General features: G+C 59.8%; 20 protein-coding genes and 3 pseudogenes. 8 read left to right on the top strand and 15 right to left on the bottom strand.

Annotated features, from left to right (window positions below; genetic code table 11):
• Window positions 1-268: 268 nt before the first annotated feature.
• The 6 genes from ACIQLI_RS05730 to ACIQLI_RS05705 form a co-directional block, all read right to left on the bottom strand.
• Entirely contained in the window at window positions 269-1024 is a 756-nt protein-coding gene (locus tag ACIQLI_RS05730; RefSeq protein ID WP_400385940.1) for an SDR family NAD(P)-dependent oxidoreductase, read from the bottom strand.
• 73 nt (window positions 1025-1097) lie between these two features.
• Complete coding sequence (locus ACIQLI_RS05725) at window positions 1098-2303, bottom strand: acyl-CoA dehydrogenase family protein (protein ID WP_400385938.1); 1206 nt, start codon at window positions 2301-2303, stop codon at window positions 1098-1100.
• 193 nt (window positions 2304-2496) lie between these two features.
• On the bottom strand, window positions 2497-3819 hold the full coding sequence (locus ACIQLI_RS05720) for a dihydrolipoamide acetyltransferase family protein (protein WP_400385935.1): 1323 nt from the start codon (window positions 3817-3819) through the stop codon (window positions 2497-2499).
• A 16-nt stretch (window positions 3820-3835) separates the two neighbouring features.
• The gene (locus ACIQLI_RS05715) at window positions 3836-4825 is read right to left on the bottom strand and encodes an alpha-ketoacid dehydrogenase subunit beta (RefSeq protein WP_400385932.1); all 990 of its coding nucleotides are present in this window, start codon (window positions 4823-4825) and stop codon (window positions 3836-3838) included.
• Window positions 4822-5904: a thiamine pyrophosphate-dependent enzyme gene (locus tag ACIQLI_RS05710; RefSeq protein WP_400385929.1), complete on the bottom strand. Its 1083-nt coding sequence runs from the start codon at window positions 5902-5904 to the stop codon at window positions 4822-4824. The genes ACIQLI_RS05715 and ACIQLI_RS05710 overlap by 4 nt, the downstream gene beginning before the upstream one ends.
• Window positions 5901-6992, bottom strand: a complete 1092-nt coding sequence (locus tag ACIQLI_RS05705; RefSeq protein WP_400385926.1) for a Glu/Leu/Phe/Val dehydrogenase — start codon at window positions 6990-6992, stop codon at window positions 5901-5903. Before ACIQLI_RS05705 ends, ACIQLI_RS05710 begins: the two co-directional genes overlap by 4 nt.
• A gap of 147 nt (window positions 6993-7139) precedes the next feature.
• Between ACIQLI_RS05705 and ACIQLI_RS05700 the strand changes: the two genes are divergently transcribed.
• Window positions 7140-7643: an Lrp/AsnC family transcriptional regulator gene (locus tag ACIQLI_RS05700; protein WP_400385923.1), complete on the top strand. Its 504-nt coding sequence runs from the start codon at window positions 7140-7142 to the stop codon at window positions 7641-7643.
• A gap of 360 nt (window positions 7644-8003) precedes the next feature.
• On the opposite strand, the gene ACIQLI_RS05695 is transcribed toward ACIQLI_RS05700, so the two are convergent.
• From ACIQLI_RS05695 to ACIQLI_RS05670, 6 genes and pseudogenes are all read right to left on the bottom strand, one after another.
• On the bottom strand, window positions 8004-8330 hold the full coding sequence (locus ACIQLI_RS05695) for a DUF4192 family protein (RefSeq protein ID WP_400385920.1): 327 nt from the start codon (window positions 8328-8330) through the stop codon (window positions 8004-8006).
• Between the two features lie 40 nt (window positions 8331-8370).
• Window positions 8371-9319, bottom strand: a pseudogene (locus ACIQLI_RS05690) (IS3 family transposase).
• 339 nt (window positions 9320-9658) lie between these two features.
• Complete coding sequence (locus ACIQLI_RS05685) at window positions 9659-10108, bottom strand: aminotransferase class I/II-fold pyridoxal phosphate-dependent enzyme (protein ID WP_400385917.1); 450 nt, start codon at window positions 10106-10108, stop codon at window positions 9659-9661.
• Entirely contained in the window at window positions 10109-10354 is a 246-nt protein-coding gene (locus tag ACIQLI_RS05680) for a hypothetical protein (RefSeq protein WP_400385914.1), read from the bottom strand. It abuts the gene before it with no gap.
• A gap of 754 nt (window positions 10355-11108) precedes the next feature.
• Window positions 11109-11258: pseudogene (locus ACIQLI_RS05675) on the bottom strand (transposase); the annotation flags it as partial.
• A gap of 1001 nt (window positions 11259-12259) precedes the next feature.
• On the bottom strand, window positions 12260-13297 hold the full coding sequence (locus tag ACIQLI_RS05670; protein WP_400385911.1) for a Gfo/Idh/MocA family protein: 1038 nt from the start codon (window positions 13295-13297) through the stop codon (window positions 12260-12262).
• Window positions 13298-14142: 845 nt separating this feature from the next.
• Between ACIQLI_RS05670 and ACIQLI_RS05665 the strand changes: the two genes are divergently transcribed.
• The 4 genes and pseudogenes from ACIQLI_RS05665 to ACIQLI_RS05650 all read left to right on the top strand — a co-directional run bounded on the left by ACIQLI_RS05665 (window position 14143) and on the right by ACIQLI_RS05650 (window position 15746).
• Window positions 14143-14529, top strand: coding sequence for a DUF5060 domain-containing protein (locus tag ACIQLI_RS05665; RefSeq protein WP_400385908.1), 387 nt, complete (start codon window positions 14143-14145; stop codon window positions 14527-14529).
• A complete protein-coding gene (locus ACIQLI_RS05660) occupies window positions 14456-14779 on the top strand; it encodes a DUF4038 domain-containing protein (RefSeq protein WP_400385905.1) in 324 nt (107 codons plus the stop codon). The genes ACIQLI_RS05665 and ACIQLI_RS05660 overlap by 74 nt, the downstream gene beginning before the upstream one ends.
• Window positions 14668-15402: pseudogene (locus tag ACIQLI_RS05655) on the top strand (DUF4038 domain-containing protein); the annotation flags it as partial. The gene ACIQLI_RS05660 and the pseudogene ACIQLI_RS05655, both read left to right, overlap by 112 nt.
• 167 nt (window positions 15403-15569) lie before the next feature.
• A complete protein-coding gene (locus ACIQLI_RS05650; RefSeq protein WP_400386743.1) occupies window positions 15570-15746 on the top strand; it encodes a putative collagen-binding domain-containing protein in 177 nt (58 codons plus the stop codon).
• Here ACIQLI_RS05650 and ACIQLI_RS05645 read toward each other — a convergent pair.
• From ACIQLI_RS05645 to ACIQLI_RS05635, 3 genes are all read right to left on the bottom strand, one after another.
• Window positions 15719-15946, bottom strand: coding sequence for a hypothetical protein (locus ACIQLI_RS05645; RefSeq protein WP_400385902.1), 228 nt, complete (start codon window positions 15944-15946; stop codon window positions 15719-15721). The genes ACIQLI_RS05650 and ACIQLI_RS05645 overlap by 28 nt on opposite strands.
• Window positions 15947-16310: 364 nt before the next feature.
• On the bottom strand, window positions 16311-17387 hold the full coding sequence (locus tag ACIQLI_RS05640; protein WP_400385899.1) for a 2,3-butanediol dehydrogenase: 1077 nt from the start codon (window positions 17385-17387) through the stop codon (window positions 16311-16313).
• A gap of 465 nt (window positions 17388-17852) precedes the next feature.
• A complete protein-coding gene (locus ACIQLI_RS05635; RefSeq protein WP_400385896.1) occupies window positions 17853-18623 on the bottom strand; it encodes an IclR family transcriptional regulator in 771 nt (256 codons plus the stop codon).
• A 626-nt stretch (window positions 18624-19249) separates the two neighbouring features.
• On the opposite strand from ACIQLI_RS05635, the gene ACIQLI_RS05630 reads away from it, so the two are divergent.
• From ACIQLI_RS05630 to ACIQLI_RS05620, 3 genes are read left to right on the top strand one after another with little or no spacing between them, the layout of a single operon-like run.
• On the top strand, window positions 19250-20044 hold the full coding sequence (locus ACIQLI_RS05630; protein ID WP_400385893.1) for an SDR family NAD(P)-dependent oxidoreductase: 795 nt from the start codon (window positions 19250-19252) through the stop codon (window positions 20042-20044).
• Entirely contained in the window at window positions 20041-21015 is a 975-nt protein-coding gene (locus ACIQLI_RS05625) for a DUF4432 family protein (RefSeq protein WP_400385890.1), read from the top strand. The genes ACIQLI_RS05630 and ACIQLI_RS05625 overlap by 4 nt, the downstream gene beginning before the upstream one ends.
• The gene (locus ACIQLI_RS05620; protein ID WP_400385887.1) at window positions 21008-22117 is read left to right on the top strand and encodes an enolase C-terminal domain-like protein; all 1110 of its coding nucleotides are present in this window, start codon (window positions 21008-21010) and stop codon (window positions 22115-22117) included. The genes ACIQLI_RS05625 and ACIQLI_RS05620 overlap by 8 nt, the downstream gene beginning before the upstream one ends.
• Window positions 22118-22127 lie beyond the last annotated feature (10 nt).

Raw genomic sequence — 22127 nt, 5'->3', positions numbered from 1 at the left:
GTGGGATCGTGTTCCTTGATCACCCACAACCTGCCAGCTGGCATGTCCTGCGGCCCAGCTCGGCATCCACGGTGCGGCCGGCTTCGTGCGGCGACGTCTGCGTCTGGTCTGGTCCCCTTTGGCGACCCCTTGGTGCCTTTCGCACCCCGGTGACAACAGCTCCGGATCACCGTCGACTGGGGGCTAAAACACGCCGGGGCCGGCAACCCCGAGTCATGCTCAGTTAGGGGCTGTAAGAACGGTAACGTGGGGTTGTAGCCTGAGGGGCTCAACGTGGTTGCATCCGCAGGGCTCCATCCATGCGGATTACTTCACCGTTGATGTAGTCGTGGTCGATGATGGACAGCGCAAGCTGAGCAAATTCTTCTGGGCGTGCGAGGCGCTGCGGGAATGGGACGCCGGCTGCGAGGTCTTCTCGGATTTCCGGTGTAACAGTGGCAATCATTGGTGTTTCGACCACCCCTGGGGCAATGGCGTTGACTCGAATACCGTGAGTGGCCAGGTCTCGGGCGGCGGGTAGTGTCATCCCGACGATGCCAGCCTTGGATGTCGCGTAGGCGACCTGACCTATTTGACCTTCGTAGGCGGCGATCGAGGCGGTGTTGATGATGATGCCCCGTTGACCCTGGGCGTCCGGCTGTGTCTTCTGGATTTCAGCGGCGGCTATTGCCAAGACGTTGAAGGAGCCCATGAGGTTGACTTCGAGAACTTTTGCGAAGAGAGATGGGTCGTGTGGGCCATTCCGGCCAAGAACACGCGCCATGGGTAGGATCCCTGCGCAGTTTATGACCACCCGCAGAGGGAGCTCTGCTGCGGCCCGCTGAACGGCCCTTCGCACAGTTTCGGGGTCAGTTACGTCGGCAGCCAGATAGGTAATGCCTTCCACCGGCTGGGCATCTGCCAGAGACTGTTCCAGATCAATGGCAAATACTTCAACATTCCGTGCTGCCAAGGCGCGGGCGGTAGCCGCTCCCAGCCCGGAAGCTCCGCCAGTTACGATGGCGGCTGTGCTCTGGATGTCCATGAGCTTTTTCCTCTCGACTACGTCTTGGTCCAAGGGGTAATTGGGCCAGACGTGGGATTATTTGGTGTTCGGGTTAGATGAATGCAGAAATGCCTGTGACGGCTCGACCAACGAGCAAGCTGTTGATTTCATAGCTTCCCTCGTAGGAGTAGATCGCCTCGGCATCTGCAAAAATTTTCGCCATTTCGAAGTCGGTGCTGATTCCGTTGCCACCGAGCATCGCCCTGCCCAGAGCGACAGACTCGCGCATTCTGTCGGTGCAGCTGGCTTTGGCAAGAGCCGCCTGGTCCATGGTGAGTTTTCCGCTGTCTTGAAGCCGGGCCATCTGAATCATCAGCGATAGGGACAATGTGGCGTTAGCCATCATCTTGGAAAGTTGGCTTTGGATGATTTGGAACGAGGCAATTGACTTTCCGAACTGGTGCCGTTTTAGGGCGTACTCTCTGGCGACGTCAAATGCGGCAAACTGTTGTCCGACAGCCTGCCAACTGACCCAGACCCTCGAGTTGCGTAGCAGGACATTGGTGTCCCTGAATGATGTCGTTCCGGGCAGCCAGTTTGTGAACGGGATCGTGACGTTTTTGAGCACGATGTCAGCGTTCTGCACGATGCGTACAGCGGTCTTGTTCTCAATGGCTTGTGTCCGAAATCCTTCCCGGTTCTTCTCTACGAGGAAGCCCTTAATCTCGTTATCGGACACGTCTTTTGCCCAGACGAGGACATAGTCGGCGAACGTGCCGTTCCCGATCCAACGCTTGGCACCGTTTAGGACCCACTCATCTCCAACGCGTTCAGCGGTAGTACCAATGGATCGAGATATATCCGATCCGTTCTCAGGTTCGGTCAGAGCAAAGGCACCGATCTTCTTCAGTGCCAGGAAGTCCGGAAGGAGGTTCCGCCGCTGCTCGTCAGAGCCCAGATCCTGAATCGCGGTTGCGACGAGCTCGTGGTGGACGCCAAAAAAGGTGGAAATCGATGTGTCGGCCCGTGCGAACTCCATTTGGATAAGCCCGCTGAGGAGATGGCTGGAAGCGTTCAGGCCGGAGAGGTTCTGAGCTGCAAGTTTGGGCAGCAGCTCAAACGGGAACTCGGCACGGTTCCAGTAGTCCGTTGCAATGGGCCGTACCTCACGCTGAAGAAAGGCGCGGGCTGTGTTGTATCGATCGATCTCCTCATCGGTGAGGAGATCTTCCAGCAACAAAAGGTCCCCGTCCGGATAGGGTGTCCCGTGGTTAGCGTCTGTGACGGCGGGCAGGGCTTCTTCTTTGAACGGTGTCATGGCGTATGTCTCTTCTTGGCTTGTGTAGGACCGCACGGGTTTGGCGGCGAGGGCTGCCCGGCTTCGGCGGAACCCTCCTTCGAACGCAACCCATAGAGCACATCCGTCTCGCGTTACTTCCTCGACTTCCCCGGACTGGAGGTGAATGTGTTCCAGGGTTAACTGGTTTGCGCGAGATTGCGGCTTTATCCCGCTAGAGTAGCGACAGCCCCGGCTCGGTCATGATTGCGGCAGTGTCAGCCAGCAGCCGAGACCCTTGCTGTCCATCCATCACACGGTGGTCGAACGAGAGAGCCAGCTGCAGAACCGACCGGATACCGAGCCGTTCACCCTCTTCGTCCTGTATCACCCAAGGCATCCGGCGGACGGTTCCCACAGCGAGGATGGCTGTTTCGCCAGGGTTGAGTATCGGCGTGCCCGTATCGATTCCGAACACACCGATATTGGTAATGGTCACCGTCCCGCCGGTCATGGCAGTCTGGGGTGTTTTTCCCTCTCGGGCCGCGGAGCCGAGGGCATTGATTCCCAGGGCAAGTTCCTTCAAGGACAGGGCCTCTGCGCCCTTGATGTTCGGCACGACCAGACCTCTTGGCGTAGCGGCTGCGATCCCGAGGTTTACCTTTCGCATTTGGACAATTTCCTGTGCCGCTTGGTCCCAGCGCGAGTTTGCCTCCGGGGTGTCGCGGAGCGCCTTCAAGAATGCCTTGGCAACGAACGTCAGCGGGGTCAGCTTGACCTCCCTGAAATCCCGGCGTTGGCCCACCTGCCGAATAAGCTCAAGAGACTTCGTCACGTCGACACTGACGAACTCAGTAACGTGCGGCGCAGTGAATGCGGACTTAACCATGGCCGCCGCGGTGTGCTTGCGGACTCCCTTGATGGGGATCCGCAGTTCATCATTGTCTGCAACATCAGTCCCGGCTCCCGGGGAGTCTTGCCCAGCCGCATTGGACGCTGTACTTGCGGATGCTTTGAGGACGTCTTCGCGCGTCCTGACTCCGCCTTCCCCTGTAGGGGCGATAGTGGCCAAATCCAGGCCAAGATCTTTGGCCAGCTTGCGGACCGGTGGGGACGCTTTTGGCGGACCCACCACGGGTGTCACGGGTGCAACAGAGGGTCGCTCCGCGGGCACCTCACCTTTCACTTTCCTTCGCCTCCGGTGCGTGCCGATTTCCCGGGCACCGTACCCGACCAGGAGCTTGGGGTCTTCTCCTGTTTCGTTGGCCGTTAGGGCTTCCTCTGCCGGTGTTGGTGGGGTTTCCGTTGACCCGGTTTCGCCTGTTTCGATGCTGATGATGGGGTTCCCAACGTCTACGGTCTCGCCGGCTACGGCATGAAGTTCGTGGACTTCTCCGGCAAACGGAGATGGAAGCTCCACCAATGACTTAGCGGTCTCGATCTCGACGATGGCCTGGTTAACCTCGACAATATCGCCGCGTTTGACGAGCCAGGTGACAATCTCGGCCTCGGTAAGGCCTTCGCCGACATCCGGCAGGGAGAACTGTTTGATGCTCATGTTTGCGTCTTGTCTTCTAGTAGGTGAAGCTTCGGTCGATACCGTCGAGAATGCGGTCCAGCCCGGGGAGCCATTCCTCCTCGAGACGGCTGGCAGGATACGGAGTGTCGTATCCTGTTACGCGGATGACCGGCGAAATCAGCGAATAAAATGCTTCGTCCTGTACCCGTGCGGTCAGTTCTGCTCCCAGACCGACGGATCGTGATGCTTCGTGGGCCACGACGAGACGGCCTGTCCTCTGGACGGAGGCAACGACTGCCTTGTCGTCGATGGGTGACAGGGATCGAAGGTCAATCACGTCAATGTTCCGGCCCTCTTCCTGACAGACGTCGGCGGCTTTCATTGCTACCGGCACGAGTGCGCCGTAGGTCACGAGAGTCAGGTCGGTGCCCTTCCGGACCGTCACAGCTCTGTCGAGGTTTGCCGGGGTGGTGGTGTTGGTGCTTACGTCGCCCTTGAGCCAATAGTTGCGTTTGGGTTCCAGGAAGATGACCGGGTCGTTGCTGCCAATGGCGAGCTTCATCATGTCGTAGGCATCCTGGGGGTTGGATGGGCTCACGACTTTGAGGCCGGCAGTGTGTGCGAAGTAGGCCTCGGGGGACTCGGAATGGTGTTCAATGGCCCCGATACCACCGCCGACTGGGATCCGAATGACCACAGGTAGGGTAACTGCGCCTTCCGAGCGGTGCCTGTATTTTGCCAGTTGCGTGATGATCTGGTTCATCGCTGGGAACACGAATCCGTCGAACTGGATTTCACAGACGGGGCGGTAGCCAGCCATGGCAAGCCCGATGGCGCTTCCCACAATGCCGGCCTCACCGAGCGGCGAGTCAACAACGCGGTGGTCCCCGAAGGTCTTTTGGAGGCCGTCGGTCACACGGAAAACTCCGCCGAGTTGACCGATGTCTTCCCCAATAAGCATCACTTTCTCGTCTGCCTCCATGGCGTGCCGCAGCCCGAGGTTCAGAGCGTGGGCAATAGGCATCCGGCTTGTCACCGCGGTCATTCCGCTGCCTCCACAAATTCCAGGTGTTCGTTCATCTGCCGCTCGAGTTCATCCGGCAATTCGGCGTAGGTGTTTTGAAATGGTGACGCGTGCCCAGGGACGGGAAGTGCACGGCATCCTGACCGAAGGTGTTCGGCGAGGGCTTTTCCCCGACGGGAAATGTCTTCGACATTTGCGTCGTTGAGCAGCCCTATGGACTGCAAGTAGGTCCGGAGACGGTCGATGGGATCCAAAGCTGCCCACGCATCATTTTCAGCAAGGGTCCGGTAGCGGCCATCGTCGTCTGAAGTGGTGTGCGGGTTCCTGCGGTACGTGAGGGCTTCAATCAAGGTTGGCCCTTGGCCGGCACGCGCGGCTGCCAGCGCTTCGCGTGTTGCTGCCAAGCAGGCGAAGACGTCGTTGCCGTCGACGCGAACACCCTTGAATCCATAGCCTTGGGCGCGTTGGGCGACAGATACCCTGCTTTGTACTGAGTAGGGCGCTGATATAGCCCATTGATTGTTTTGGCAAAAGAAGACCACAGGGAGGTTCTGAGCTGCCGCCCAGACAAAGGCCTCATTGGTCTCGCCTTCACTGAGGGCGCCGTCGCCCAGGAATACCAGGACGGCCCGATCACGAGCGGGGTCTCCGGTGCCGACGTCGCCATCTCTTAGGATGCCCATAGCATATCCGACGGCGTGAAGAGTTTGGGCGCCAATTACCAGCGTGTAGAGGTTGAAGTTGTTTTCAGTGGGGTTCCACCCGCCGAGGGTAGTTCCGCGGAAGAGCCCCAAAAGATCCACCGGATCAACGCCTCTGCACCAGGCAACACCGTGCTCCCGGTAGGTGGGAAAGACGACATCCCGGGGGAGGAGCGCGTGAGCTGCCCCTATTTGTGCTGCTTCCTGTCCCAGCATTGAGGGCCAGAGACCCAGTTCACCCTGTCGTTGCAGGGCGATAGCCTCCGTGTCGACTGTTCGGGCCATGAGCATGTCGTTGTACAGCGCAAGCACATCGGTCGAGTCCGTCTCGAACGGCAGTTCCGGGCTGGAAGTGAAGCTTCCTCCAGCGTTCAACAACGAGATAGGTTCGCCGTTCATGGTTGTTCTTTCCTCCCGGCACCGAGCCGGGTCCGGACCAGAGTGTAGGCAGCATTGCCGGGCGTGGTCGAGCGTTCCAGGGCAATTCGGAGGATCTCCGTGACGGTCAATCCGATGTGACCGATGCGCATCCCGACCTCGTCGGGCTGGATCACGTCAATCTCGGACGCGACCTGAATCAGTCCCCCGGCATTGGCTACATAGTCAGGCACCCACAGCACCTCCTGGGCCGCGAGCTGATTCTCCACATCTGCGTTCAGCAACTGGTTATTGGCTGCCCCGCACACCAGACGTGCTTGAATCGATGGGACAGTTTTTGGGTTTAGGGTGGCGCCCATGGCGCACGGCGCGTACACGTCGACTTCAGCGTCGATCACTGACGGTGCGATGCGGATGCCAGGGTGCTCTGTCAGCGCACGTTGCAACGACGCCGGATGGGATTCAGCGAGGACTACGTCAGCGCCGGTTTCCAGAAGCATGGTGATCAGCTGCTTGCCGACCTTGCCGGCTCCTTCGACGCCAACTGACCGGCCCGTGAGGCCTTCGCTGCCCCAAATGGTGCTCGCAGCGGCGGCCATCGCAGTGAAAACACCGAGCGCGGTCGAGTAACCGCTGTCGCCAGACCCTCCTTTTGTTGCATTTCGCCCGACCACCCATTTGGTCGATTCACCGATGTGGTCCATGTCTGAGGACGTGGTGCCCACGTCGCCAGCGGTTATATAGGAACCAGCGAAGGAGTCGACAAAACGCCCATAGGCCCTCAGCAATTCGGGCGTTTTAATGGTGGCCGGCTCTCCGACGATCACAGCTTTTCCGCCACCCAGCGGCAAACCCGCTGCTGTTGCTTTGTAGGTCATGCCTTCGGAAAGCCGGAGTACATCGTTCAGGGCGGCGGCATCGCTTTCGAAGGCGAAGAATCTCGTTCCTCCGAGAGCCGGACCGCGGACCGTATTGTGAAGGGCGACGATGGCATGCAGGCCCGTTGCCTCGTCCCTGAAGACCTTGACGCTTTCATGGGTTCCTGCCAGCTCACGTGAGAGGTCGGTTACTACACCGCCTCCGAGATCTGTTGTCAAAGTGGAAGACATGCTGGCTCCTCTGTCAGGTAGTCCAAGGGAAACAAACGGATATGTTGGACTAACTGTCAATCTACGACTTGATATGGTCAACTCAATTGCCAACAACTGCACATCTCGCCAATGTGATTGATCCAACCAGGAAGGCTTCTTGACATTATGACCAGAATTGATCGCCTCGATTCAGAACTACTGAAGCGTCTTAACCTCAACGCGCGGGCGGGGGTTGCCGAGCTGGCCGGGCAGCTCGGAATATCCCGGAATACCGTGGTTGCCCGTCTTCAGAGACTCGAGGACTTAGGGATACTGAAGGGCTACCAACCTGTCATCGATCTCGAAGCCGCCGGGCTTCCCGTCCAGGCTTTCGTAGGGCTGGAGCTGGATCAACGCCAACTCGCACAGGTAATCACCGCTCTAGGCGAAATCCCAGAAGTTCTCGAGGTGACAACGCAGGCCGGCAGGGAGGATCTCCTGGTCAAAGTAGCAGCCGCAACTCTCACGCAGCTGCAGCAAGCCGTGGGGCGGATGATCGCGATCCGGGGAGTTCGGCATTCGAACACGACAATGTCAATCAGCACTCCCATGCCCTACCGTGTACAGCCTCTATTGGATCACTTGACCAGCGAAGCCGGGTGGGGACGATCTACAGCTCTACCGGGCTAAGCCATCGTCCGCAAGGTTGAAGGGTTTGGCAGGGCCCGGGTTCTTTTCATCCAGGTGCTGCTGCTTTCCCTCCGCCATTAAGATGGCGTGCGGTCCATCAGGTTCCCTCAGTCCAGCCCCTCCGATATCTGCCGGCGGGGTGTCGCTGCCAGTTCCCTCATAAGCAGTCCGAGTCCGGCACACGGGACCCGGCCGCCTCCTATGACGCCGAATCGCGTTGGACTAGGCCCCGGCAGCGCCTTGGGACACGGCAAATCCGTTTTCTGGAGCGACCCCTGTTGTGGCAGGGAATTCATGCCGCGGTCCGAGCCTTGGGTGTTCGACGTATCTGCTCACTCGGAACCAACTTGGTCAGAAGCACTAAAAAGCCGATAATCGACGTTCGGTCAAACTACTCAAGCTCGGCAGCGATGTTTTATGGCATGTCGAGTCGGGTTTTGTAGGCGGTGTTTTAGTTGGTGTTTCAGCCTGCGATGATCCAGGCTCCGAGCATTGGTCGGTGAGTCGGGCGAAGCGGTATCCGGGGTCGGTGTCGAGGGCGAGTTGCATGTATTGGTGTGCTTTGGATCCTCGGCCTTCCCACCAGTTGATGTAGCCGATGGTGGTGAGGATAGGTGCTGCGTGTTGGGGGCTGGTCCGTGTGTAGCATGGAGGAGTAGTTGTTGCGGCCACTCGACGCGGGACCATTGCAGTGCGGGACTGCCCCGGCTTTCGTTGACTCGGGGTCTTAGGCCGTTATGAGCGCGGTCCGGTTGATTGTTTCAAATTCAATGGGCGTGAGTTTTCCCAGCCGTCGTTGCCGACGCCGGCGGTGGTAGGTTCTCTCGGTCCAGGTTGTGATGGCCAGTCTAAGTTCCTGTCTGGTGAGCCACCGCTGACGGTCCAGGATGTTCTTTTGCAGCAGTGAGGAGAACGACTCCATCGCGGTGTTGTCCGCGCAGGCCCCGACCCGGCCCATCGATCCGGCGGGACCGGAACTGGGACCCACGATCCGAATGCACCACGGTCCCTGCAGGTTTGCGTGCCCTCACCGCGTTCTCCAGTGCCGCCACGGCCAGCGAGGATTCATCCGCGAGTCCATCGAATACCCGACGATCCTGCCGGAATAGACGTCCTTCACCGCGCAGAGGTAGAGCTTGCCCTCGGCCGTGGGATGTTCGGTGAAGTCTGTCAGCCACAGCTCGTTCGGTGCCACGGCGGTAAAGTCCCGCTCGACCAGATCGTCATGAACTGGCGGCCCGGGTCTGCGGTTCAGGCCGCGTTTCTTCGAGAACACCGACCAGATTCCGTGGTCCCTGCATAGGCGCTGGACCCTGTTCTCGCCCGCCGTGATGCCCTTCCCAGGAAGTTCGTCGGCGATAAACCGGTACCCGAATGCCGGGTCGTCGGCGTGAATGTCCAAGGCGGCGTTGACCACGTGCGCATCGATCCAGTCCCGTTCTGTTACCGGGCTGGCTCTCCAGCAGGCGGTTGCGCTTCTTTAGCTCCCGCATCTCGGCCGAATCACCGCCGGCAGGTCCGGCTCCGGATTCTTTACGTTCGGCAATGGCAATCCACCGCTTAGGCATTGTGACTGACAGCCCGAAATCTTTTGCAATCTGCGCCAGAGGCGCTTCGCCCTTGCGGGCCACATCAAAAACATCCTGGCGGAACTCCGCCCCATAAGCCGTGGGCATGGTCAACATCCTTCCACGAGCACAGGCTCGCTAGGTCAAGGAGTCAACAAAACCGGGGGCAGTCCCACCTGTTCAGATTCGGAAGGTGTGGGCAGAAGAAGAGATCCTCAGTAGGCATTCACCCGGGCTCCGCTTCTTGCGAGCCTGTTCATGGATTGAGAACCACCTGCGTGCTGGTTCTGTGCTGGTCACTACACCACGTGTGTGGGCAAGTGAGCGCTGCTCAGTCAGGCAAGCCAGCCTATCTAGACTTCTGCCAAATCGGTCCCAAGGGCTGTGACCGGAAGCATGGTCGTAGACGAGGACGTCGCTGCGCTGCTGAGAACTTTCTCGACAGCCTCAGTCACCAGGGTCAGTGCACTGCGTAGCTCGTCCTCGGTGTGTAGTGCCGTGATGAAGAAGCGCAGCCGCGCCTGGTCTTTGGGTAGCGGGGTAGAGTGGCGGGTGCGCCAGCAGGCCGCGGCGGAATAGGGTGAAGGAACTTTCCAACGTCGATCCGCGTTCTCCCAAGATCACCGGGCATGATGGGTGTTTCTGCGGAGGTGCCTTGTCCAGCCCCAAATCGTTGGCAATTGCGCGCGCGTCGCTCACCCGCTGCTGTAGCGTCCGTAATCGGTGAGGTCCGCGATCGATCACCGACAGTGCCGCTGATGCGGCCGCTGCGCTTACTGGCGCCAATGCTGTTGCGAAAACGTAAGCTGGGCAGTGGCCGCGCAGGTATGCGACGAGGTCTGCGTCGCCAGCAATGTAGCCGCCGCTGCTGCTGAGTGACTTCAACAGCGTGCCCATTCACAGGTCGACGTCGTTGCGGGCAACGGCGGCGTGTTCGGCAATGCCTCGGCCCGTTGCACCCAGAGTGCCGAGTAAATGGGCTTCGTCGACCATCAACTGGAAGTCGTACTTTTTCTTTAGTGCGACGATCTCGCGAAGGGGCAGATTCGCCGCCCATGCTGTAAGCGCTCTCAACCAGTACAAAAGTGCGCCTGTGTTGGGGCGCATACCGGCGCAGTGCGTCTTCGAGAGAGGTGTTGTCATCGTGCGCGAATCCGACGAGGGTCGCGCCCGATAGTCGGATGCCCTCCAACCCGCTTAGGTACAGCAGACTGTCGTGGATGACCAGATCGTGCGCATCGAACAGGAAGCCGATGGTGCTGGCGTTGGTGGCGAAGCTCATCGCGTCCTCGGTGCCCAGGAACTGAGCTATGCGCCCATCGAGAACTTCGTGTGCCGCGGTCTGGCCAGCCACCACTCGGCTCGCAGACGACGAACTGCCAAACCGATCGAGGGCGTCGTACGCTGCCTTCCAAGTGCTGCGACAGCCCCAAGTAGTCGAAACTTGAGACGTTGAGGATGCGACGGGAGCCAATGTCGATCTGAGTGCCCCTCGTGCGGTCCCGGCTGATGAAGAAGTTGCCGTGTAGGGGGAGCCGATGGCGCGAGGCCTGCTGCTGGATTGCGATGATGTCCTGGTGCCAACGGCTCCAGCGGGCAATTTCGAAGAAAGACAGGTGTTCTCTCCCTGGGTTAAGGTTGTTATGCAGTGGGTGCGGCAGCCTCGCGCACGTGGGTGACTATGGATTCCTTCGTCTTCGCCCTAGTGCCTTTGCTGGACCTCTAGTCAATGGGCCCACAGGGCGGAGACGATGGATATCCCTGATGTTGCTCTATTCCCCGACCGTAGTTAGCGCAGCCTCCCTTCGGCCTGCTGTTTGCTTGCCCAGGCCTCGATGGCCCGGCCGCGTCGACCCTTGACCTGCTGAGAGAGGTTCACCCAAGTCTCGGTCATCGCCTAGTTTGCGAGCGAGGTCAGGTGGAAATGATCAACAGCGACCGCGGTGCGGGGCAGCCACATCCACAAGGCTTTGCGGAACGCCCCGGAGGGGTCGATCGCGACGACCTGCACAGCCAAGCGCCACTCCAAGGGCCGGGCGAACAGCCATTCCCCGACGCCCCTGTGGGTCGCGGGCGTCGACCACGCCCAGGACCTGTCAGGTGTCCAGGTCGACGATGGTTGTCATCCAGGGCTCGAACCGGGTCCACGCCTTTGTGACGGGTCCTGAAAGTAGCGCACGGACGGAACCGGTGTTCATCGATGCCGAGCATCCGCGGGCTGAGTTTGTCCACTTCGGGCAGCCGTAGCAGGCAGACCTCGGTCACCGCTGCCCGGACCATCCACCAGGAAACGGCGAAGTCGGCGGCGGCTCCGACACTGGCCCTGGAGCGGGCACGGGGCAGCACCTGAGGGGTGGATTCAAAGAAGGACAGCCGGTCGCACGCGACTTCTTCGCAGTACCAGCGGTACTCGGGCCAGGGCACGTCCACGGGCCCGGCGACGGGAATATCGCGGAGTCGTTGAAGGCAATGTTCCTTCCTCCGGGACGCAATGGCCCCACAGCTCGGGCAGCTCGGAAGCTGGTCGGTTTCGACGATCACTTGCCGCCGGCCGGCGATAACAGCGGTGGAAACGACACGGTAGTCGAGCAGATTGAAGAATGGCAGGGTCAACTGGGACCACGGTAGGCTCGATGGCTCGCGGTCCTGTTCTAGGTTGAATGCTTAGACACACTCATCCCAGCAGGGCCACGGGCCCCTTGTCTTCAACGACACGAACTCATTTCCCCAGCAACCACGATGAGCCAGTTTGATGCCTACCTTCTCGGTCTGATGGCCTTGGACCACTTTGATTTGAAGATTCTGAGCTGCGCACTTGAGGACTACGAAGCAAATCCCACCTCAAGTATTTATCGGCAGCGCTGGTTGAGGTCGGTCCCTGGACGCGCTGGCCGACCCAGCGCATCCCGGCCAGGTTGAATACTCAGTGTTTGGGGCCAACGCGCAAGCACCGATGCGCCCTTTGAGTAGCCGAGCGGCGGCAGATTATTCGCCTGCTTGGCCAGAGTGATCATGGTGGCGCCTTTTCGTGGCCGATGAGCCGAGCGCTCACGGCGCGGCCGCGACCGCTACCTGCCGCCTGGCCTCGTCGATGGTGGACATGATCGAGACCATCTCATCGTGCGGGTGCAGCGGTGACTCGGTCCGGCTCTCGGCAACGTAGGACGCGAATGCCGTCGCCTGGTATCCCAGCCCCTCGTTCAGGGTTTCGAAAGCTTCGTCGCGCCAGGTCGCGGTCGTCTCGGAACCGATCGGGCCGGTCGTGAGCGTCACGCCGGAGGGACCAAAGAAAGGGCTCGCCAGTTCTATCCGCCCGGCGGCACCCATGATCGTTGCGATCACAGGCATGGAGGTGATAATCGAGGTGGACACGAGAGCGGTCGCTCCGCTCGCCGAGGTGAGGAGGAGGTCGGCGCGTGCGTCCACGCCGGTCGGTGCGAGCACTCCCGCCGCTGTAATGGACGTCGGAGAGCCGAGTACCGACGACGCGAACGAGATCGGGTAGATGCCGGCATCGAGCAGTGCGCCTCCTCCGAGTTCTGCGTTCCACAGGCGGTGGGTGAGGTCGAAAGGCATAGCAAAGCCGAAGTCGGCCCGGATCAGCTGAACCTCGCCGATGGCTCCGTCCGCGAGGAGTTGGCGGACGATATCCGTTTGCGGCAGGTAGCGCGTCCACATCGCCTCCATCACTAGCACCCCGGCAGCGCGGCCAGCGGCCGTGATCGAGCGCGTCTCACCCGCTGACATCGCGACAGGCTTTTCGATCAGGACATGCTTGCCGGCCTGGATCGCCTCGAGCGCAAGTTCATAGTGCAGGGTGTGCGGCGTCGCGACGTAGACGACGTCGACGGCCGGGTCCGCTATGAGCGCCGACGAGCTGTGGTGGACCACAGGGATGCCATGCTCGGCCGCGAACTTTTGGGTCTTGGCAGCGTTACGGGCAGTCACTGCGACCGCGCGCTGCGCTGTATGCGCATGCAGTGCGTGCACAAAGCTTGCGGCGATCCCCGTTCCGACGATGCCCCAGCGGAGGTGTGGGACGGAGCCGGGGTGGATGACCCTGGGAACAGGCAGAGTACATGACATGAGGAACCTTAACGATGAGGGGACGAGAGGAGGTTGAGCTTAGCTCGTGGCACCAGATATTGCTAAGTCTGGCACCGAGCGCGGCCATCGCGTGACGATCGCCTGAAGCGAAGGTCCTCGCGATCCTTTCGAATCCTGCCCGTTAAATCTCATCCGGACGCGCCGAAGCAGCGCTCACCCTATGCAGAACACGGGGCACGCCGACCTGATAGTCGATCCCGACGGACAATGGCCGGATGGGGAGCTGAATACAGCGGTTGGTTATCACTCTGCGGGCGGACTCCGCTTTTTCTCATCAGGATCCGGGCACGACCTGGTTTGCACCCATGTCGGCGACCTCGCATAGGTCGCCGAAGTGGCGGCTGAGGGCGCAGGCGAGGTGAGGGTGCGTATCGATGACCGGCACTGGTGCTCACTGGTGCTCGAAGAGCGGAGGGTGAGTTGTGGTCCAGATTGGGGACGGGCGGCAGAGCATCGCCGAAGTGTCGGTGCCGCCGCCTCTGGTGGTTTTGCGCGTTCAGGCGGCTGAGTTACTTGATGCGCCTACACCGTTCGGGCATTCAGGGCCAGACGAGATTGTCTTCTCAGTCGACTCGGGGCTCGACGCCACGGAGATCGCACGACCGGAGGGTTTACTGGCGGGATAATGGCTGTCGGCTCGGCGTCCACCGACGGTCGAATCGTCTCGGTCCGCTACGAGCCGGTACTAGATTCGTATGCGTCTGCACGGGGCGAGAATCGACGCCTCCCCGTCGCCGGTCGTTGCCGACTGAGTTATTCCGACGTGAGAATGCTAGAAGTTTGCTTCGGCGTGGCAAGCGACGCTGCGAAGAGAAAGACGACCTTTGACCAGACCATGGCAGACGACCGAAGTGTCGATGCTCAGCGCGCGGACGTACGCCAATCCCTACCGCGATGTGGAGCCCATCATCACCTTCACCGGACCGGACGGCCGTCGCCTCGACCGGCCAGCATTTTGGGACGGGGACCGAACGTGGCGGGTTCGCTTCGCCGCCCCCTCCATTGGTGACTGGTCCTATGCGGTGGAACAGCTAACCGGCGATCCGGGTCTCGACGCCTGCCGGGGCTTGATTCCGGTTGTGGACGATCCTGACGATCGAGCGATCTTCGTGCATGGTTTCCTTGAAGCGGCGCCGAATGGACGATACCTCCAGTACGCTGACGGGACTCCCCTTCTTCTGGCTCGGCGATACCCATTGGCGGTTCGCTAAAGAGTCTTGGGATGCGTCGAACAAGCCGGGCTGGTCGTCACAATTCAGGGGCACAGTCGACCGCCGCGTCGAACAGGGTTTCAACGTATACCAGTCGAACATCCTGTCGTTCGGCGGCGGATGGGAGAGCCCCGAGGTATGGGTGAACGGAGCGACCTACGGCAAGCTCAACGTGACGTACTTCCAAGCCGTGCTCGATCCCCGGATGGCCTATGTCGCAGACGCCGGGCTGGTCAATGCTCTCGGCTAGCCTGGCACGGCGCGGTCGACGCAGTCCCGAACGGTCTTGCCCGATTCGCCCGGTACGTCCTCGCCAGGTACGGGTCGTATCCGGTGGTTTGGACGTTGGGCGGCGAGGTGGCGGGTTATGACCGGCTCCTGCGACAGAGTCGGATCGAAGGGTGGCGTCACATCGATCTCGCTCTTCGTGACGAAGACGGGTACGGGCAGCCGCTAACGGCACATCTCACAAACTAACGTCCGATCGCGGACTATTACCAGGGGGAGGAGTGGCTGACGTTCACCACGCATCAGCACGGACACGGTGACCTCGATATGAGCGTGCACCAGTACCGTGATCACCTCGCTTCCTTCTCCGGCGTTCCTTTGATCGAAGGGGAAAGTATGTACGAGGGCGTCACGAGCGTCCAGCCTGTGGCGCGTAGAGCCGCGTCAGATACTATGGTGCGACAGGTCGCGTAACGGGCGATCCAATCTGGATGCTGCGGCTACAGTTACGGCGCCCAAGGTTGCTGGAATAACGCGTGGGAGTACGGGGAGTCCGCCACGATGTGGGGCGACCTTCCCTGGTACTTGGGAGTCGACCTGCCCGGGGGCGCGCAGATGGGGCTACTCCGGCGGTTCTACGAGTCGATCGATTGGATGAACCTTCTTACCGCCCCATCTGCATTCGACGCTGGTGGCATCGTCAATGCCGTCGTCTATCCGCCCGTCGTGTCCGCGGATGACCAGCGACGGACCGTGGTGGCGTATTTCGGGGAGATTATCGGAGCGACAAGGGCGCGCCGGCGTACACCGGACTGCTGCCCACGGCGTACAAACTTCGCTGGTTCGACCCCCGCACGGGCGACTACGCCGTCGTTGCAGAGGACGTTGAGCCTCTTGCCGGTCGGATCGACGGTCCTCCGAAGCCGACTACAAACGATGACTGGATACTGATCGCTGAGGTTCAAGACCCGTCAGACGGCCCGTCGTGACGGGTTCGAGTGTGGTAGCAGTAGCCGCAGGCTCCGCCGTCGGGCCGGATGTCCACGTCCTCAGCTGATCCCCGACGGGCCAGCATCTGCGCCCGCCAGCGATCCAGCGTGGCCGTGAAAACACGCTCGTCGGCCCTGTACAGCCCAACGTCCGGATCCACCAGCATCCGCGGGACGAAACCCGGAACGGCACCACTCACTGCAACCCCTAAACCATGGAAACATGCAATAGATGCAGGAAACCTATAGCTTTCAGCCGTAGTGGATCAAATCCAGATGACGCGCGCTTGATCATGAAGGTATACAAAACTGCTTCTGAGCTGCGGAAACGCCGAAATCTTCAGCAGACGGGAGTTCTCGCAGCTACTTCTACTCCCGTGCTCTTAACGACCTAGTCCGGCACGCACGAGGGAAAAGGTTCGTCAAAGAGTTCTAAGCGGTCTCCGGATTGTTCCTCACATACAGAGCTGCATCGACTCGTCATCGGTGGGGCGCCAAGACAGGCACCCCACCGGCGGTCGGAGCTGAAGCATCACTCAGTCTCCACCTACTGAAAGCGCCTCGTCAGAGGCCCTTACCTGATGGCGAAACGATTATCTTCACCGCGCTCTCACTATGGTGGAGCAGAGTGTCAAAACCCTCACTTATCAAACCGTCCAGACCTATCCTGTGTGTCACAAAGGGTTGCAGGTCAATGGCGCCAGAACCCAAGAGCTTGATCACTGCGGGGTACGAGTTCACGTATGCGAACGCGCCTCGCAGATCGATCTCCTTGACCACGATTTTGAACATGTCAATCCCTGCCCGATCGCCCCAAATTCCTATCACCACTAAGATCCCGGCAGGTTTTAGAGCGTCGACGAGGGTGTCGAGTACGGGCTGTGCGCTGCTGCATTCAAAAGCTACATCTGCGCCGCGCCCTTCGGTCAGTCGAAATACTTCCTGGGTTACGTCAATCTCTCTTGGGTCCAGAACATAATCTGCGACGCCAGTGTCCAAGGCCTTTTGCCTGCGGAGGGAGCTGAGCTCGGAAACGATGACGGTTGCTCCTAAGGCCTTCAGCACTGCGGATGTCAGAAGGCCGATCGGACCGGCTCCTCCTACGACGGCGACTGCTCCCTTGCTAACTTCAGACCGCTCCACAGCGTGATACGCAACAGACAGAGGCTCAACCAAAGCTGCCTGATCCAGAGGCAAGGAGTCCGGAATCGGGTGGACCCACCGCTGTTCAACGACGATTCTTTCCCCAAGTCCGCCGCCCCGACCACTCAAACCAATAACGCCGAGGTCTTTGGACAGGTGGTAATCCTTGCTGGTAGGTCCTGTGTCGACATCGTCGCGGACGATGTAGGGTTCTACGACAACTCTCTGGCCGGGGGCAATATCTTCGACTCCTGGCCCGACCGCGTAGACCGTCCCGGAGAACTCATGACCGAGCGTGACTGGCAAGGACTCTCCTGATGCGGCGTGACGTTGGCCCGGCTGGGGGCAAAAGATGGGCCCTTCAAGGTATTCGTGTAAATCGGTGCCGCAAATGCCGCACCAGGCCACCTCAATCCCTACACTGCCTGGCGTCAGAGTCGGTTCTGGAATGTTGTCGATCTGGATCTGTCCGCGGCCGTAATAGCGTGCTGCTTTCATCGTCTACCCTTCGTAAATCATCGTTGACTGTGTACAGAGGTAATGTCTGGCTGCTCGTTTCTAGGACGCCTAGCCTCAGCAATTGCAGTCGAAGCCGGGCTTGCTAACCCGGAGCCGTTGGTTATGCCAACTCCGGGTCGATCCGCGTGCCGATTGTTGAGGGGGTCAAGGATTCCTTGAACAGGGATTGGGCGACGGTGCTATCCGCCCGCTCGTCGCGCGCAGCCGGCGCGAGACTATGATGCAGCAGAGGTTTTGAAACACCTGCCGTTGGTTCTAAGTTCAGGCCCCTAAAGGCTTTGGGCTTGGATAGGGATACCCCTACGGGTGCCCCAGATATTCGGGTCAGAGAAGAGCCTCGGGACAAGGCCTATCGTCAGATGCAGCCTCTGCGCAAATCGAGTGGTGACACATCCAAAATGGGAATATACGCGAAACTTGTGTTCCGCCAAGGACCCGACCCTGTTAGCCGACGCTTAGTCTGGCACTGGCTTCTGCTAATCGGCCGATAAGTTCTTCCTGCGTATCGGCGAAGCGTGGGGACGGCGAGGAAATCGTAATGCAGGCGACTACGTGGTCGGCTTGGAAGATTGGAAAGCAGACGCAGTCTACGCCGAGTTGGAACTCCTGCCGATCGAAAGAGTAGGCACGCTCGCGAATAGTCTCGAGTTCTTGACGGAAGGTCTTCTTCTTAGTGATGGTGTTCGGTGTAAGAGCCGTAAAACGCATCCGTTCGATAGCCGACTCCCGCACATCCTCGGCTGCGAAAGCCAGCAGTAGTTTGCCGCTGGCCCTTGCGTGAATATTGTTGGAGTATCCTGTATCCAGTCCGACGACCCGGACTGCATGAGCCCCTTCTGCCGTCGCTAGAACCTTTACAGCACCGCTGCGCCAGACGCTTAGATAGGTTGTTTCTCCTGTGCTCTGGGCGAGTGAGGCGATGGCACGGGCGTAGTTCGACGGAACGATGTCAGCCCGCGAATAGGCGTCTGAGATGATCGCGGCCCTCGGTCCAAGGCGGAAGTAGCGCCGTTCGTCCTTCGTCACCATCCCCTCTGCTGCCAGCGTTGTCAGAAGGTGGTAGGTGGTGGGGAGTGAAAGCCCGAAGCGCTCAGAGACCTCTCTAGATTGAAGTCCCTCAGACTCGGCTATGGCAAGCAGAATCTGCACTGCACGACTGACCGATTGGATTCGGGTCTGGCTCTTGAGGTCGGGATCCTCGATTTTTATAACCACAGCTTCATTCTACCTTTCACTATATTGAAGTACTTTAGGTCGTGGGTTACTCGGCCTCATCGCATACCTTGTTTCGGGTCCTTGCTCTGACTTGCATCCTCGGTTCCTCTCTCCCTAATGAGTTGGTGCCTTCGGCGCGGCAGCGGATTGCGCCCATTACTGCACGGACCATCTGGCTACAGGATGAGAGTCACGGGAAGAGTCCGCCTACCTGCCTTCCTGTGCTCAGTTTTTCGTGACTGCCATTCCCAACTTCCCCCCATGACGCTACTATGTGAAATGGATTCAAGATAGAGATAAGTTGTACTTTTGGTACTCGACCAGTTGTCGACTTGAGAAAGCAATGGTGCTTCATGACCAGAGCTACCACTGCATCGGGCAAGAGACTCGGATTGTGGCTCGCGAAGGCCCGCCACCGGCAATGCGCCACCGCTGAGGTCTTCAAACCCCAGGGGCAAGTGGGGAACTGGTTAGAGGCTGCAGCCACGGGTTGTAAGACGTTCCCGTAGCAAGCTGCAGTGGGGGACTGCGCGCAGGAACCATCTCCTGGAGACGTCCAACGAAATCTGGACCGAAAAATGCAATGATGCGACGACTTTTTGTCGGTAGGAAGGATACAGATCCAGATGCAAGATCGACAGATTGTAGTAGTGACGGGTATTTCCAAGGGGATCGGGAGAGCCATCGCACTGCGTGCCGCGGCGCAAGGTGCCTGTGTAGCGGGTATCCACCGCGGAAGTGATCCAGAGGCGACTGAGCGTCTCTCTACGGAAATCTCCGCGCTCGGCGGAACGCCGCTGATCTTGACGGGCGACACCGGATCTACAGCGGATGTGGACCGGCTGGCTGGATCGGTTTCAGAGCGCTTTGGACGGGTTGACGTCTGGATAAATAGCGCTGCTAGTCTTCTGGTTCAGCCGTTTCTCTCGATGGCAGATGAGGACTGGATGTCCATCATCAACTCGAATCTGATGGGTTATATCCGGGGCGCAAGGGCAGCCGCTGCCATCATGGTTCCAGCTGGACGGGGAAGCATAGTAAACATCAGCTCGGTCGTTGCAGATCAGCCGCCCAAAGAAATGACCGGGTATGTCGTTGCGAAGGGTGGCATCTCCGGCCTGACACGGTCGCTGGCAGTGGAACTCGGTCCCTTGGGCGTCACGGTGAACTCGGTATCCCCTGGCGCGACAGAGACGCCACTTAATACTGACAGTTGGACCGACGAAGTCCGGGCGACCTATCGAGACCGCATTCCGCTGGGTCGGATCGCTACTCCCGAGGAGATCGCCGATGTTGCACTGTTCCTCGGATCGGACGCAGCCCGCTATGTGACTGGCCAGACGATTTCCGTAGACGGAGGCCTTCTGCTTAACGGGTCTGTCGGTCACAGGCGCCTGGCGACGGCGGAGTCGGCAGCATGAGCATAGTTCTTGCAAATGAGTATGCAGAACTGGTGCTGGTCCCCGAAAGGGGAGGGGAGGTAGTCCGCTTTGCTCGGCCGGGGGGAAGCAACGGGCTAGCCCATTACGCGTGGGCCTCCCCTAATCCTCCAGATCGAAACATCCGCTATGGGTCGACAGAGCTTGACTGGCTGGCCGGGTATCGGGGGGGATGGCAGGTACTGTTTCCGAACGCTGGTGCGGAATGTCTTATTGATGGGGTTCCGGTCGCGTTCCATGGAGAGGGATCGATATCCGGGGCCTACGTGATTGATCAGACGCCCACGTCGTGCACACTGTCGGTCGGCTCTCGGCTTCCTCTTGAACTGACGAGAACGGTACGGATTTCAGAGGGTGCGCCTACTGTGCAGATTGAAGATTCAGTCCAGAACGTAGGCATTGGGCAGGCATCCTTTGTGTGGGGTCATCACCCGGTGTTTCCCCTTACTGAGGGCAGCGTTATTGACGCACCTTCTGCAAAGACTGAGGTTGAACCGAGCAAAGCAGGCGGCCATCTTCTTCGATCTGGTCATTGGCCACGGCTCGAGGGACATGATGACACATGGGAAGACCTGGCTCGATCACCCGGGGAACAAACTGAGCGGCTAGTGTACGTTCACGACCTCCCCGAGGGGTGGGCGGCACTTCGTCACCTCACTGGAGACGCGCCAAGCGTAGCGATCTCTTGGGACGCTATTGCGTATCCGCACCTGTGGTTGTGGACTTTAGACGGAGCCGATGGGTTTCCTTGGTATGGACGAGCCCGTATGGTGGGAATCGAGCCCCAGCGCGCGTGGCCCTTCGACGGGCTTAGAGGGGCCATTGAGCGAGGACAGGCCATAACCCTCGGCCCCGGGCAGACCGAATCCTCCTGGTTCACCATGACTCTGATGACAAGCGGAGATAAGCCCGTGACTGGTGTCGACCGGTCCGGGAGGGTGCACCATGGCTGACCGGATCACTAGGTCCGAGGCATGGTTGGTTCAGCTGCCCATGCCCCACGAATTGGTGCTCGGGCCCATAACGTACACGACTCGCGACTACGTCGTCCTGCGGTTAGTTACGGAGTCGGGCTTCACTGGTATGGCCGTCGGCTACACTCGGCACACGCCCTTGATGGAGGCACTCGAACTGCTAATCCCTCAGCTCAGGGATATCGGAGTCAACCCCGGCGAAGTCCAGCGCACGCTAAAGGGTCGATTCTCCCCGGGATGGGGCTCTCTTGTCCGAGCTGCTTCCTTGATCGATATAGCCCTGTGGGATATCAACGCACGGAGAAGTCGGCAATCCCTTGAGGACTTCATGGGATCGCGCGAGTCGCCGGTTCCGCTGATGGCAGTGGCCGGCTACTTCCTGGAGACCAGGGGCAAGACTGCCGTTCTGGAGGAGATCGAGCGTTTCGTCAGCGAGGGCTACACGACCATAAAGCTCATAATCCCTGGACACGACTTGGATCACGATCGGGGACTGATCCAGGACATTAACCGAATCCTCCCATCTGACGTAGCCCTCGCAGCCGATTTCCACGGTGCCTTTCACTCGGTCGCGGAGGCACTGCAGTACAGCGAAGGCCTGGCCGGGTGTGGGCTTCGGTTCATTGAGGATGCCTTCCCGAGCTATGAGGGTGATCTTGTATCCGCCTTTGCACGCGCTTCGGGCACCCCTTCCGCCGCGGGGGAAGATGTGATGACCCCAGCCGCACACCGGGCACTGTTGGACGGTGGCGTCAGTTACCTCCGGGCAGATGCAACCGCCACTGGCGGCTACACTGCCGCTGCAGCAAGCATCGCAGCCGCCGAAGATGCAGCCGCATGGGTCGCTCCCCACGTTTGGCCTCATATACATCACCCGATCTCATACATCTCCAACCGTGTCGCCATGATTGAAACCATTCCTGGTTACGTCGGAGCCGATCCTGTCGTGGACCTTCTTCTTGAGGATCTGCCCATCGTGGGCGGCACGTGGTCCCCGCCCGAGCACGAAGGTCTGTATCTCCCTCTCGATTGGTCAAGAGTTCAATCATCGGCCAGTGCTGCTCGGACCTGGTCCCTATGAAACCTACTTC

The organism is Paenarthrobacter sp. NPDC091669, from assembly GCF_044756725.1.
GTDB lineage: Bacteria > Actinomycetota > Actinomycetes > Actinomycetales > Micrococcaceae > Arthrobacter > Arthrobacter bambusae_C.
This window is presented reverse-complemented; position numbering and strand designations above follow the sequence as displayed.

What these genes read in the sequence shown, in the direction of transcription:
- ACIQLI_RS05730 (WP_400385940.1), bottom strand. Translation starts at nt 1,024, where the DNA reads ATGGACATCCAGAGCACAGCCGCCATCGTAACTGGCGGAGCTTCCGGG.
- ACIQLI_RS05725 (WP_400385938.1), bottom strand. Translation starts at nt 2,303, where the DNA reads ATGACACCGTTCAAAGAAGAAGCCCTGCCCGCCGTCACAGACGCTAAC.
- ACIQLI_RS05720 (WP_400385935.1), bottom strand. Translation starts at nt 3,819, where the DNA reads ATGAGCATCAAACAGTTCTCCCTGCCGGATGTCGGCGAAGGCCTTACC.
- ACIQLI_RS05715 (WP_400385932.1), bottom strand. Translation starts at nt 4,825, where the DNA reads ATGACCGCGGTGACAAGCCGGATGCCTATTGCCCACGCTCTGAACCTC.
- ACIQLI_RS05710 (WP_400385929.1), bottom strand. Translation starts at nt 5,904, where the DNA reads ATGAACGGCGAACCTATCTCGTTGTTGAACGCTGGAGGAAGCTTCACT.
- ACIQLI_RS05705 (WP_400385926.1), bottom strand. Translation starts at nt 6,992, where the DNA reads ATGTCTTCCACTTTGACAACAGATCTCGGAGGCGGTGTAGTAACCGAC.
- ACIQLI_RS05700 (WP_400385923.1), top strand. Translation starts at nt 7,140, where the DNA reads ATGACCAGAATTGATCGCCTCGATTCAGAACTACTGAAGCGTCTTAAC.
- ACIQLI_RS05695 (WP_400385920.1), bottom strand. Translation starts at nt 8,330, where the DNA reads ATGGTCCCGCGTCGAGTGGCCGCAACAACTACTCCTCCATGCTACACA.
- ACIQLI_RS05685 (WP_400385917.1), bottom strand. Translation starts at nt 10,108, where the DNA reads ATGGGCACGCTGTTGAAGTCACTCAGCAGCAGCGGCGGCTACATTGCT.
- ACIQLI_RS05680 (WP_400385914.1), bottom strand. Translation starts at nt 10,354, where the DNA reads ATGACAACACCTCTCTCGAAGACGCACTGCGCCGGTATGCGCCCCAAC.
- ACIQLI_RS05670 (WP_400385911.1), bottom strand. Translation starts at nt 13,297, where the DNA reads ATGTCATGTACTCTGCCTGTTCCCAGGGTCATCCACCCCGGCTCCGTC.
- ACIQLI_RS05660 (WP_400385905.1), top strand. Translation starts at nt 14,456, where the DNA reads ATGGACGATACCTCCAGTACGCTGACGGGACTCCCCTTCTTCTGGCTC.
- ACIQLI_RS05640 (WP_400385899.1), bottom strand. Translation starts at nt 17,387, where the DNA reads ATGAAAGCAGCACGCTATTACGGCCGCGGACAGATCCAGATCGACAAC.
- ACIQLI_RS05630 (WP_400385893.1), top strand. Translation starts at nt 19,250, where the DNA reads ATGCAAGATCGACAGATTGTAGTAGTGACGGGTATTTCCAAGGGGATC.
- ACIQLI_RS05625 (WP_400385890.1), top strand. Translation starts at nt 20,041, where the DNA reads ATGAGCATAGTTCTTGCAAATGAGTATGCAGAACTGGTGCTGGTCCCC.
- ACIQLI_RS05620 (WP_400385887.1), top strand. Translation starts at nt 21,008, where the DNA reads ATGGCTGACCGGATCACTAGGTCCGAGGCATGGTTGGTTCAGCTGCCC.